10 protein-coding genes are annotated in these 13,687 nt (G+C 41.1%); 8 read left to right on the forward strand and 2 right to left on the reverse strand.

The features are described 5' to 3' along the window. A partial coding sequence (gene argH, locus HZC45_05695) for an argininosuccinate lyase (protein MBI5682641.1) occupies positions 1-790 on the reverse strand: 790 nt, incomplete at its 3' end. A 303-nt stretch (positions 791-1,093) separates the two neighbouring features. Here argH and HZC45_05700 point away from each other — a divergent pair. The 7 genes from HZC45_05700 (at position 1,094) to HZC45_05730 (ending at position 10,886) form a co-directional block, all read left to right on the forward strand. Further along, positions 1,094-2,404 carry a hypothetical protein gene (locus HZC45_05700; protein ID MBI5682642.1) on the forward strand — a complete coding sequence of 437 codons (1,311 nt, stop codon included), beginning with the start codon at positions 1,094-1,096 and terminating at the stop codon, positions 2,402-2,404. An 86-nt stretch (positions 2,405-2,490) separates the two neighbouring features. After that, the gene (locus HZC45_05705; protein ID MBI5682643.1) at positions 2,491-3,555 is read left to right on the forward strand and encodes a tetratricopeptide repeat protein; all 1,065 of its coding nucleotides are present in this window, start codon (positions 2,491-2,493) and stop codon (positions 3,553-3,555) included. 29 nt (positions 3,556-3,584) lie between these two features. Then, a complete protein-coding gene (locus HZC45_05710; GenBank protein MBI5682644.1) occupies positions 3,585-6,026 on the forward strand; it encodes a tetratricopeptide repeat protein in 2,442 nt (813 codons plus the stop codon). Between the two features lie 126 nt (positions 6,027-6,152). After that, positions 6,153-6,410 carry a PqqD family protein gene (locus HZC45_05715; protein MBI5682645.1) on the forward strand — a complete coding sequence of 86 codons (258 nt, stop codon included), beginning with the start codon at positions 6,153-6,155 and terminating at the stop codon, positions 6,408-6,410. Next, a complete protein-coding gene (locus HZC45_05720; GenBank protein MBI5682646.1) occupies positions 6,394-7,461 on the forward strand; it encodes an ATP-grasp domain-containing protein in 1,068 nt (355 codons plus the stop codon). The genes HZC45_05715 and HZC45_05720 overlap by 17 nt, the downstream gene beginning before the upstream one ends. Further along, the gene (locus HZC45_05725; protein ID MBI5682647.1) at positions 7,442-8,800 is read left to right on the forward strand and encodes a diaminopimelate decarboxylase; all 1,359 of its coding nucleotides are present in this window, start codon (positions 7,442-7,444) and stop codon (positions 8,798-8,800) included. Before HZC45_05720 ends, HZC45_05725 begins: the two co-directional genes overlap by 20 nt. Beyond that, a complete protein-coding gene (locus HZC45_05730) occupies positions 8,787-10,886 on the forward strand; it encodes an urea transporter (GenBank protein MBI5682648.1) in 2,100 nt (699 codons plus the stop codon). Before HZC45_05725 ends, HZC45_05730 begins: the two co-directional genes overlap by 14 nt. Before the next feature lie 83 nt (positions 10,887-10,969). Here the strand turns inward: HZC45_05730 and HZC45_05735 are convergent, their stop codons facing one another. Then, entirely contained in the window at positions 10,970-11,308 is a 339-nt protein-coding gene (locus HZC45_05735; protein ID MBI5682649.1) for a c-type cytochrome, read from the reverse strand. 329 nt (positions 11,309-11,637) lie between these two features. On the opposite strand from HZC45_05735, the gene HZC45_05740 reads away from it, so the two are divergent. Continuing rightward, a complete protein-coding gene (locus HZC45_05740; protein ID MBI5682650.1) occupies positions 11,638-13,620 on the forward strand; it encodes a hydrogenase iron-sulfur subunit in 1,983 nt (660 codons plus the stop codon). Positions 13,621-13,687: the final 67 nt, after the last annotated feature.

A 13,687-nucleotide genomic window follows, 5' to 3' on the forward strand; every position in this document is an offset into this window, starting at 1 on the left:
CCTTTGCAGACCAAAGTATCAGTTCTTCGCTGAATCTGCTTAAATGCCTCATTAAAATTGAGGCTGCTCCGCAAAACTCTATGCAAAAGTCCCTGTCGCTCACAGAGTCAAGGCTGTTGTCAGTTGGTTTTGCAAACCCCAATTCTTTTGCTATAAAATCCCTGTCCAGAGGATACGGACTTCCTGCAAGCGCACCAGCGCCAAGGGGCATGGCATTCACACGCTTATAGCAGTCTCCAAACCTTTCATAGTCCCGTTTTAACATCTCATAGTATGCAAGGATGTGATGACTAAATAAGATTGGCTGAGCCCGCTGGAGATGCGTATAACCGGGCATTATGCAGTCAAGATTTTTCTTTGCAATGTTTACAAAGGTTTTTTGTAAATTTCTTATAAGTCCCTGAACCTCTTTAATCTCATCCCTTAAATATAATCTCATATCAAGGGCAATCTGATCATTTCTGCTTCTTGCAGTATGCAGTTTCCCGCCAACAGAGCCAATCTTCTTAATAAGTCTTTTCTCTATTGCCATGTGGATGTCTTCCATATCAGATGTAAATTTAAACCTGCCTGCATCAATCTCTTTTTCAATTGTCTTGAGTCCAGAGATAATCTTATCTGCCTCTTTCTTTGTAATAATCCCTACCATTGCCAGCATTCTTGTATGGGCAATTGAACCCATAATATCATGCCTATAAAGCCTCTTATCAAGTAAGATTGAGGCATTAAACTCCTCAACAAGTTTATCTGTTTCCTGTGTAAAACGACCTGACCATGGTTTGGATTTCATATATCACCTTCTATCCTCAATAATTATTTCGGAAAGGGGTTTATCTTTACAACCACATCCTTATGCCAACAAGTTGCACACCTCATCCTCCATGTGGCTATTGTAGATACAAAATGGCAGTTTGTCAATTCTATATTCCCAAGATATATTCCCAAGAAAAAATACTTGACAGGATTTTTTAGAACTGTTAAAAAAAACAATAATTTAAAGAGATTCTGGATAAATCCAGGGGGGCTGTCCCTAATTTACGGAGCAGAGCAGAGTCGTAGAATAGGGACTGTCCCCCAAAATAGGAGAAAAACAATGAAGAGACTATTAGTTTTATTAGTTGCTGTGTTTGCTGCCAGCCTGTTGACAGCATCTTCATATGCTGCTGATGCTAAATTTAACGGTCATTACAGGGTAATGGGATTTATGGTTGAAAATATGTCACAAAACGGCAGCCTTCAGAGGCCAGGTGCTGATGAAAAATGGTCTTATGTAGAGCATAGATTGAGGTTGAACATAGATATTTATGAGGGTCCTGTTATGGGAAGGCTGCAAATCAACTCTGCTGCCCCATTCTCTCAAGGTTACAAGTGGGGCGAGGGGCAGGATTCTTCTGGATGGAACCGTGAGATGTTTCTTCAGTTTCCATTAGGGGGCGCTGTTGTCAAGGTAGGTAAATACTGGGCAACAAGTCCTTACACACTTGGAGAATTTATACATATGGGGACATGGGAGGGACTTACTATCACATATCCTGTGAGCCCTGCCCTTACTCTCATTGCCTCTGTCTTTGACACATCTGACGCATCAGAGGATGATGCTAAACTTTATGCACTGGTTATCCCATACAGCCCTGCTGGCTCTGTTTTTAGCGGTGTGCTTGGCTGGTACTATTATGTAGATAATAATAGTACTACTGCTGGAACATATAGAGAAGATAGACCTATGTGGCTTGTCGGAACAGTAGCAGCTGCACAAGGTCCGTGGAATGTCCGACTGACAGGCGCCGCTATGTTTGGTGATACAGATATAAATATTGCTGGTGTCTCGTCTTCTTATGATTATAATGCGCATGCTTATGATGTCAGGGCAAGTTATAACTTTGCAAAGGCAGGTGGTCCCCCACTTACTTTAGAGGCAATATATGGGTATGGTAGTGGTGATGACAATCAGACTGCTTCTGACCGTGACTATAAAGAGTTTAGAACCCCAACGCCGTCATATACCCATACCTCCATATTTCTGGATGGGGGTGATTCAGGAGATGGCGGTGCCCAACTTGCCCATCCCGCCCGTTCACAGGCTGGCGGTATTGGCAACCTAAGCTGGATTGGTTTAAAGGCATCGTACAAACTAACAGCCAAGTCTACACTAAATGCCTCTGCATCAACCTTTTATCTTGCTGAAAAGACAGCTAACAATCCATCATACGATTATCAGGATGATGAGTTGGGGCAGGAATATAATCTTGCGTTTGTTCATCAATTGGCAAAGGGTCTTAGCCTAACCCTTTCAGGCGCATGGTTTATACCAAATGAAAAGGGCTGGACAACAACGACTGCCGCAGCCACAGCGCCAGATGACACCGTTAGTGAATATATGACAAAGTTATTCTGGAGTTTCTAAAAATACAGAATTCATAAGGCGAAAAGCGAAAAGCGAAAGGCGATCGGTTTAAGTCTTTCGCTTTTCTATTTTAAGGAGGTAAATTTATGATTAGTGTAAGGACACTTGCCATGACTATCATAGTAGTTTTAGTCTCTGGCTACAGCATAGCCTCCCAGTATGAGTCTCAAGGCAATATGTATTTTTCAGCAGAGAACTATACAGAGAGTGCATCTAGTTATGAAAAGGCTTTGGCTGAAAATCCAAACAATAAGACAGCACTTCTTATGGCTGGATGGAGTTATTTTAAGATTGAAAGATATGAGGATGCAAAGGCACAGTTTGAAAGACTGAATAAACTTAATAAAGATTCAATGGATGCCCTTGAGGGTCTGGGATGGACAGACTTTAAACTTGGCAACTATAAGGAATCTCTTAAAATCTTTGAAACCATGAGGGGAAAGGATAAAACCCATGTAGGCGCTATAGAAGGAATAGCCTATAATCATTTTAAACTTGGCAATTTGCCAGAGGCAAAAAAATACCTTGCTGCAGCATTGTTTGAAAATCCGTATTCTTCTGACAGCAATCTGATAAGGGGATTCGTTGCATTGCAGGAAAAGGATTTTTCCACAGCCATAACCTTCTTTGAGGAGGCTAAAACACACTCCAGTAAAAAGGACGCAGACATCTATGCTGGACTTGGAAACGGATACATGGGCAAAAAGGACTACAACATGGCAGACTACTATTACAACACCGCGTTGGAGATAAAGCCTAAAAATCAACTGGCGATTGCAGGCAAGGGGCAGTTATTTGTTATTAAACAGGCAGTAATGGCAGAAGGTGCCAGACTTTTGTTGGATGGAAATTTCAAGGGTGCCATAGAGGAATATCAGAAGGTTCTGCAGTTATATCCTAACTGGGTGGAAGTCTATGCAGCAAAGGGCTGGACAATGTATAAAAAGGGTGATTACAAAGGCGCATATACAGAATTTAATAAAGGGCTTAATATTTATAAACTCTCGTATGACATCTATGACGGCATTGGCTGGAGCGCCCTAAAACTAGGGATGAAAGATGAGGCTGAAAAATCCTTTAAAAAGGCGCTTGAAATCTTTCCCGGATATGTAAGTTCGCAAGAGGGGTTAAGGCAGATTAAAACCAAATAAAGTAATCAATTTCTTCATGGGAGGCGCGTATGATTAGAAAGATTTTGGTCGTATTGACGGTAGTATCCTTCATGGTAGTCATTACCTCTGGACAGTTGTCTGCCCAGGACATCCAGAAGGCAGGCAAACTTTATAATGAAAAGAAATACAGTGAGGCATATACAGAGTTTGAAAAACTCTATAAGACTGACCCTAATAACATAGATGCCTTCAATGGAATGGCATGGTCAAAATTTCAGATTGGGAGGGTAGAAGAGGCAGAAAGGATGTTTAAAGACATCATAAGAAAATCTCCATATCATGCAGGCGCCAGTGAAGGGCTTGCTGCTGTTGGTATAAAGAGATACGAAAACTTTAACAAGGCATGGGCGCAATACTATGCCGGTGATTTCAAAAATGCTGTAAAATCCTTTGATGCTGTTGTTCAGGACAAACAGGGCCTCCTCCCTGAAAAAGAGATGTGGAGGGTATATCTGGGATTGGGTTACAGTCATTCAGGCAATAAAGAATATAAAGAGGCAAGAGAGGCATTTAAGGGTTCTTTAAAACTACAAGATAATTACGATGCCCATAAGGGTATAGGACTTATTGAATTTGAGAACAAAAACTTTAGTGCTGCAATAGAGTCATTTAAGCAGTCATTAAAACTAAATCCTGTTCAGTATGATGTGCAGTCCCTTCTTTCATGGGGTTATTTCAGAGCCAACAGAAATGATGAGGCTATAGACGGGTTTAAGAAACAGACGGTCATCTCTCCGTATGATGCTGATGCACATTACGGGTTAGCACTTGCCCTTAATAAAAAGGGCGATAGAAAATCCGCACTTATAGAATTCTATGCTGCAATAAACATCCTGCCTGGATATGTGGCAGCCGAAGAGTTTTTAAAGACCATAAGGGGTGCTAAAGAATACAAGGAACTTTATCCGTATCTCGGCTGGTCACTTTATCATGCAGGACTTTTCAAAAACAGCCTTCTAGTATTTGAATCGGGTATTCGTGAGTATTCCTCTGACGACGACCTGTTGAGAGGTGCTGGCTATGCTGCACTTAAACTTGGAAAATATAATGAGGCAATTGAATATTCCAAAAAATCCCTGTCAATCAACCCAAACCTAATGCCTGTGTACGAGACATCCTTTGCCCAGGAGACTGGATTCCCTTACAGGCTTTACAGCGATGCACAAACAACGCTCGCATGGTCTTATCTTTACAAGAATGACTATACAAAGGCTGAAGAATCATTCCTAACAGCCATTAAAACACACCCTGACTGGCCGGATGCAAACAGCGGACTGGCGTGGGTATATTATTCACAGAAAAAATATAATGATGCTGAAGAACAGTTTAACAAGGCTATTAAGGTTGACCCTACTTACGCAGATGCATATTCAGGTTTATCTGCAGTTGCAAATGCAAGGCTTGGCAAGTCAGGGGATGGATGGAGGTTTTACTACACAGGGCAATCTGATAAGGCAAAAGAGTTTTTTGTCAATCTTTTAAAGGAACAGAACTTATCCCCTGAAGCACGTTTAAGTGCCACAAGGGGTCTTGGATGGAGCAGCCTTATGCTTAAGAATTATGATGATGCAGAAAAATACTTTGGTTCTATTCTCAAGGATAACAGTAATGATTACGATGCCATACTGGGCATAGGGTATGTATCCTACAACAGAAATAACTTTAATGAGGCAATAAAATATCTAAAGAATGCTGTAAAGGCATTTCCATATGATGCAAATGCAGAGATAACACTTGGTTGGAGTTATTATAAGAGGAAGGACTATGCAAACAGCCTTATTGAGTTTAGAAGGGCGGTCCAGTTAAATCCTTATATTGCAGAACCTTACAGAGGTGTTGGTTTTTCCCTCATAAAGATTGGCAGGGTTGACGAAGGAAAGGCAAGTCTTACATCTGCTATAAATATATACCCACAAGGTGTTAATAATGATGAACTGGCAGCACTAATCAAGGAAAAGAAGGAATTGAATGACCTCTATATTACTATAGCGTGGTCATACTACAATTACGGCAGGTTTGATGATGCAGTGTCTGCAGTAGACACTATCAGGAAAAACAGCATTAAATATGCAGATGCTGATATGCTGGAGGGTTACATACATTACAAGAAAAAGAACTATGACAATGCAATTAAACTATTTACCCAATATCTGTCATCATCGCCAAAGACTGAAAAGGGATTTGGCAAATACAGCGAGGCAGTCTTGACACTGGCATCGGCATATTACAACAAGCAGGACTATGATATGGCAATCCAGACATTTAAAAAACTTCAGGAACTCCATAAGGATGACGATATATGGGCTGCACCTTATGACGGCATGGGATGGAGTTATCTAAAGAAGGGCAGCAAGGTTGAGGCAGAAAAATTCTTCAACAAGTCTCTTCAACTGGCGCCCGGGTATGTAAGTTCCCTTGATGGTTTAAATGAACTAAAGAAAGGGAAATAGTCCATACACAATCTGGTATCAAATCCTCAAAATTGGTAGCCGCACCCTTTAGGGTGCGTCATAACGCAGGCTAAAGCCTGCGGCTACCAAAATTTATGTAAACATATTTATTGCCTTTAGTATAGAATGAAGAAACAACTTATGGACATAGCAGTCAGCGAAACAGGTTTTGTCTTTGACCCGTCAACAGGACACACCTACCGCCTCAATAAGACAGGGATGGTAATTGTAAAGATGCTCCAGGGCGGTGATGATATAAATATGATTGCAGAAAGATTGGCAGAAGGGTTTGACACTAATAAAGACAGGGCAGTTGAGGACATAATAGAGTTTCTTTCATTGTTGAAAACTATGGGGTTCAGGATAGATGTACCGAAAGTTTAATATTGGGGTTACAGGACTGAACTCAACAGACAGCCCTGCCCCTGGCATAGCGGTGATGAAATGTATTAGTGAAGTCACCACATGGAAGGGCAGGGGAATAGGTTTCGGCTATGATGCCCTTGATGCAGGGCTTTATGTAAAGGATTACTTTTCTCATTCGTATTTACTTCCTTATCCATCTGAGGGTGCAGATTATCTTTTGAATAATATTCTAAAGGTGCACAATGAGGTTGGACTTCACTTTATCATCCCTACACTTGATTCTGAACTTTATAATTTCCTGTCTATAGAAAATGACATCAATAAACACGGCATAATGACCTTTCTGCCTGCCAGAGAACAATTGGAGTCATGTTCAAAGATAAACATAGGAAAACTGGGAGACAGGCTGTCAATAAGTGTGCCGCAGGACTATTGCATTAGAAAGACGGACAAACTTGGGGCAGCGGCTGATACAATAGGTTTTCCACTTATAGTAAAGGGACTGTTCTATGAGGCTTACAAGGCAAATAATATGAATGAGGCAATGGGCTTTGTAAACAAAATTACAAAGAAATGGGGAATGCCTGTAATCCTCCAGCAATACATAGAGGGTGAGGAATATAATATTACTGCGGTTGGAGACGGCAGAGGGGATTACATAGGCGCTGTGTGTATGAAAAAACTATATATTACGGACAAGGGAAAGGCATGGTCAGGAATAACCATAAAGGATAATTCGCTTTTTGAGATTACTGAAAGGTTTTTTGCATCAATGAAGTGGCGTGGTCCTCTGGAACTTGAACTTATAAAGGATAAGAATACAGGTGAATACAATCTCCTTGAGGTCAACCCTAGATTTCCTGCATGGATATATCTGGCAAAGGCAGCAGGCATAAATCTTCCGTGGCTGACAGTTAAGATTGCCTGCGGTGAGAAGGTGAAAAAAACTACTGAATACAAAATAGGCGTGATATTTAACAGATATGTGGATGAAGTCATATTAAAGGTAGATACCCTTGATATACTAAATACGAAAGGAGCGATACATTATGAGCAAAAGACCTTATGAAAGACCCACAATGGTCAAACATATTGTCGGTATGATGAATGAGATGGGCATGCCGTCAGGACTTAACAGATGCACTGATATAGACGGCATTTCTGTTGATGGTTTGCTAAAGGAATTTGGTTCGCCCCTTGTGGTCTTTTCAGAGACCGTCATGCGGCGGAAACTCTCTGAATTAAAGAGGGCATTTGAACTCAGATACCCGAAGGGCCAGATTGCATGGTCATACAAAACCAATTATCTTAAGGCTGTCTGTAGTGTAATGCATCAGGAAGGCTCATGGGCTGAGGTAGTATCAGAGCATGAGTATGAGATGGCAAGAAGGCTTGGTGTAAGCGGAAACAGGATAGTCTATAATGGGCCATACAAACCTGAACAGTCCCTTATGACCGCTGTCAAAGAGGGTGCGATAATAAATATAGACAGCCTTGTTGAGGTCCATTTTCTGGAGAAACTTGCAGCCTCTATAGGAAAACAGATTGAGATAGGCATGAGAATTAATATGGATACAGGCATGTACCCTGCATGGGACAGGTTTGGTTCAAATCTGGAGAGCGGACAGGCTTATGAGGTTGCAAAGCGTATTATCTCAGGCGGAAAACTTAAACTTGTATCCATCCATGCCCATATCGGCACATTCATTCTTGAACCAAAGTTTTACTTAAATGAGGTGATGGGCATGTGCGCATTTGCCTCCAGATTAAAAGATGAATTCGGGGTGGTGCTAAAGTACTTTGATATTGGCGGCGGCTTTGCATCAAGAAACAGGCTTAAGTCAACATACCTTCCCACAACCTATATGGCGCCAAGTTTTGATGCGTATGCAGAGAATATCTGTAAAATCGTGCTTGAGGCATTTCCCCATGACAACCTGCCAACATTGATACTGGAGACAGGAAGGGCGCTTGTTGATGAGGCAGGCTCCCTCATAACCACTGTAGTTGCTACAAAAAGGCTGCCATCAGGCATACGGGCGATTATCCTTGACGCAGGGGTAAACCTGATGGTTACGAGTTTCTGGTATGATATGGAAATGATGCCTGTGCAGGACAGGGGGGCATTTCTTGAGGACCATGTCATATACGGACCATTGTGCATGCAGATAGATGTGGTGAGGGATTACATAAAACTTCCGCCCCTTGACAAGGGTGACGCCCTTGTAGTGAGACCATTCGGTGCCTATAATACAAGCCAGTGGATGCAGTTCATCAGGATGAGACCCCCTGTAATATTGATAGGCGAAGATGGCAGTGTGGATATTATAAGGGAGGCTGAGGATGTAGCATACCTGCAGGAAAAGGAAATACTCCCTGAAAGATTAACTCTCCATGAGGAAAATTAAAAGCTGGATTAAAAACGAAAAGTTCATCTTTTTTATTGATACCGTCCTATACAGTTACTCGCAGATACTCTTTGCAAAAAACAGGTTTGTCGGTCTCTTTATCCTATCATCCACATTTGTCCATCCCAGTATAGCCGTTAATGCCCTGCTTTCTTGTATCTTTGCAAACTCCTTTGCATTGGGTCTAGGTATAAACAGGCTTGAAATCAGGGCAGGGCTGTATGGGTTTAATGCAGTCCTTCTCGGCATGTCCATGACCCTTTACATGGGGATAAGGGGCATGCAGGCGATTGTATATATATTACTTTTCTCTTCGCTGTTGACAGTTGTAACAGGGACGTTGTCTGTTTTTTTGAAAAGGTTTTCGCTCCCGTATATGAGTATCCCTTTTGTCCTTGTTACATGGCTTGCCATTCTTGCCGGTGACGGTGCGGGAAATACTAAGAACTATATTATATTCACTTATCCTGAGATAGAAACATTCCTTACGAATATTGGCTATATAATCTTTAGCCCCAATTCCTTATCAGGCATATTGGTGCTCGGAGGTTTATTCCTGTATTCAAGGCTTATGGGTATTGTCGTTATAATCTCATATCTTGCATGCATTGCCTTCGTGTCCATATTTCCAGCATATTCCCTCTTTATGACAGCAGGCGGTTTCAATGCCATACTCACATCTATTGCAGTTGCAGGTATATTCTTTGTCTTAAGTGCAAAGAGTCTGTTTATAGGTATCATTGCCTCTGTATTTACGGTTATAACAGGAAGCGCCTTTTCGTCTATACTTTTAAATTATGGACTGCCTGTGCTTACCATCCCATTTAACCTTGTTACCTTGTTGACACTCTATATGATGGACAGGTGTGTATGGCATAATGACCTCCGCAGGGTGCAGATACCTGAATCTCCTGAAGGGAATGTCATGACATCCATCAGGCAGAAAGAGGGAGGCAGGATAAATCTGTTAACAGACAGGAGATTGTCGCTGCCATTTATGGGGTGGTGGTTTGTCAGCCAGAGTGTTGACGGCGTCCACACTCACAAGGGGATATTTAGATATGGGCTTGACTTTGTTGTCCCTGGCAAAAACGGAAAGCCATATAGTAACACAGGTGAAGGACTTAATGAACATTACTGTTATGATATGCCTGTGATTGCATCTGCTGACGGTATAGTTGCCGCTGTAGTATCATCTGTAACAGATAACCCTGTAGCCTCCACAAATCTGCAATACAACTGGGGTAATTATGTTATCATTCAGCACTGCCCTGATTTCTTTTCTGTAGCAGCCCATCTCAGACAAAAAGGCATTACGGTTAATATTGGGCAGGTAGTGAAAAAAGGGCAGACAGTGGGTTATGCGGGCAGTTCAGGATTGTCCCCTTACCCGCATCTGCATATCCAGTTTCAACCAGCAGTATCTATGTGGTCGCCAACACTTCCGCCTCATTTTTCAGACTTTCTTGTAAGACATAAAGATTATGACGAATATATAACTGTCGGCATCCCTTCTGAACAACAAACTGTCATGAATCTCCCTGCTGACAATAGTGTGAGAGAGGCAATAGGATTTGAACTTAGAGAAAAAAGCAGATACGAACTCAATTTCAACAACAAAGTCTTTTTTGAAGACTGGCTCTTTGACATGGACTCAGATGGTCTATTATTTATTGAATCATCTCTTCATAAGGACAGGCTTTATTTTATTAAGGGAGATACATCCATCTCATTCCTTCGGTATAGCGGCACCAGGAAGAGCGGACTGTTTATCTTAAGTCTTGGGATAGACAAGATACCATTTTATGTGGATGATAGGATGAAGTTTCAAAGGACAACACCCTATCTTGATATAATCACAGGGATAAGGGCATATCTGTTTGATATTATCATCCCTTTTTACAAAGGACTCAGATTTTTTATAACCCATACATTTAAGGCAGGTGTAAATGAATATCTTTTGACCAGCAGGATAAATGGGAGGACAATGGATATCGCAGAACGGACGATTGTCTTTGAAAGAGGTGTTAAAGAGATAATCTTCAAGTCAAGACATATTAACTGTATAATGAAAAGGGTGGATTAGACTTTTTGTGTCAGCCGAGACGGCTGACCTATAACTGAAAAGCAAGAGGGGACAATTTGCCCCCTCTATATGTTTTGCTGTTATTACTTCTGAAGGTCTGTCTTTAAAAACTTTATAACATCAGCAATGTCTTTGTCGCTAATCTTGCCTTTCATCGGAAGCATATCCCCTGGTATCTTTGGATATTTCTTTGCCTTCCCTCCACGTCCCTCAAGGATTATCTTTTTGATATCCTCGTCCTTGCTTTCTAATATAAATTTATTGCCCTTCTGTGCAGGCCCAACAGGGCTGCCCTGCCCTTTATCACCATGGCATGCTAAACAGTTTGCCATGTATACTGCCTTGCCGTCTGCATAGGCTGTTCCCGCAGAAAGGGAAAATGCTATTACTGCTGCTGATGCTAATGTTACTACCTTCTTCATCCTTTTCTTCCTCCTTTTTATTGTTTCTCCCTGCACTATCTTTGTGCCAGAAGTTCTTTAATCTTTTCTATTATCTGCACAGATGGGTAACTATAAAACCGCCGAGATTATATGCCTGAACTCCCTGCTTGTCAATAAAAATTATTTACATAAAAATTATTTACCCCAAAAAACAATGTCTATTTTTGGGATTTAGTTTAATATTACCCCAAATAATTGCCATATTATCAAAAGGGTATATATGATTTTAGTCATATCAGTATTTTTCTGTAATGGTTAAAATGTTGCATAATTTCGTAAAACCTTAACAATAGGCAAGGGAGGTTAGAATGTTTGATAAGGTATTATCCATGGGTCATAAAGGTCTTCTTATTATAGAAGAGATATTCAATAGGATATTCTCTCCAAGGTTTAACCCATTGTATTACCTTGGGGCAATTGCATTCTTCTTTCTATGGTTTGACTTTGTATCAGGTATATACCTCCTCTTTTATTACAGGATAAGTGTTGATGAGGCATATAAATCTATTGAATACCTGACAAACAACCAGTGGTATCTGGGCGGCATAATGAGGAGCATTCACAGATATTCATCTGACGGGCTTATGATCGCCATGCTCCTGCATCTTGTGCGGGAATTTTTAAATAATAGATTCCGCAGTTGGAGATGGGTGGCATGGGTAACAGGTGTGGTGCTTATGGTTACCTTCTGGGTAGAGGGTGTAACAGGCTATTGGATGGTATGGGACCAGAGGTCGCAGGTCATAGCATCTATAACTGTCAAATTTCTTGATTTTCTCCCTATATTCGGGGAGCCCATTTCCCGGGCATTTTTGAGTAATTCCATGGTTTCAAACCTCTTGTTCATAGGTATAATATTCCTGCATCTATCTATTCCTACCCTGATACTTATAGCAGCATGGATACATCTAGTAAGGATTTCCAGACCTGTTATTCATCCGCCTGCAGCACTGAATAAAACCATAGGCATCTTGCTCATAGCAGTATGTATTATAATCCCTGCAACAAGCCAGATACCAGCAGATTTAAATATTGCTGCAGCAAGGTTTGGCATAGACTGGCTTTATCTGCCTGCCTACCCCATGATTGCTGCACTGCCTGTATGGTACTCATGGCTCTTTGCAGGCATCGGCACTTTAGTCCTGACATTTCTTCCATGGCTTATAAGAACTAAAAAACTGCCAAAGGCAGAGGTCAGACTTGAAACATGCAATGGGTGTGAACTCTGCTTCAAGGACTGCCCTTATGAGGCAATATATGTGAGGAAAAGGTCTGACGGCAGACCGTATGAGTTTGAGGCAGTTGTTGCTGAAAAGAAATGTGCATCCTGCGGACTCTGTATAGGTGCATGTGATTTTCACGCAATTGCATCAACCGAACCAAAGATTTTGGCAGTTGTCTGCGGCTATGGTGTCCAGATGAAAGGGCTTATAGACCCTGAAACAAGGGCACTAAAAGATATGCCGAATTGCCGTGTTATGATATTGCCGTGTGTTGCAATGCTTCAGCCAATAATGATGGAACATGCCTTTAAATCAGGGGCAGACGGTATGTTTATAGCAGGGTGCGAGGTTAATGACTGCCACTATAGAGAAGGCAATAGATGGCTTGAACAGAGGATATTGAATGTCCGTCCCCCTGTCCTGAAAAAAAAGACAGTTGACATTGATAAAGTAAGGGTTGTATGGCTGTCTAAAATCCACACTAAAGACTTTTTCACTACACTTAAGGATTTTAATAATGAACTTACAACAAAAAAGGGCTCAGGTAAAATAATAAGGCAGAGGTTTATAAAAGACAGACTTACACCAATGGGCATCTCTATATTAACCCTTGCTGCTGCAATAACAGTCTATCTCTCTGATGTCCCCTATACATTTTTTAAAGAAAGGGATTCGCTTATGGTATTTAGTTTCAAGCACAGCGGGAAGCCATCAAAGGTCAAGGCGGCTTTATCTAATGAAGAATTGGAAAAACTGCCAAGGCATATGAGACCCAAATCAGAGATTGTGTTAAGGAGATTTCCTGTTTATGCAGAGGTGCAGATTGACAATAAAATAGTCATGGCAAAATCTTTCAGACCTGCAGGGTTGTGGCAGAACGGCTCATCATTTGTATTTGAAAATATTATTGTGGAACCCGGCATGCACAATGTAGTCATAAAGTTAAGCGAGTCAAACAATCCTAATAAATTTGATGTTATTTATGAAGACACGATTGATTTCAAACCAGGTGCAAGGATTGCATTTGATTTTGATGAGAAGGGACAGAGGTTTGTTATTGCGGAATGACAAAACTTTTTTAAAACTGTTTTAAAACTTGAAGAAATCTGGCAGGCGGTGTAACATTATATGATTC

This window comes from Deltaproteobacteria bacterium (genome assembly GCA_016223005.1).
GTDB lineage: Bacteria > Desulfobacterota > GWC2-55-46 > UBA9637 > GWC2-42-11 > JACRPW01.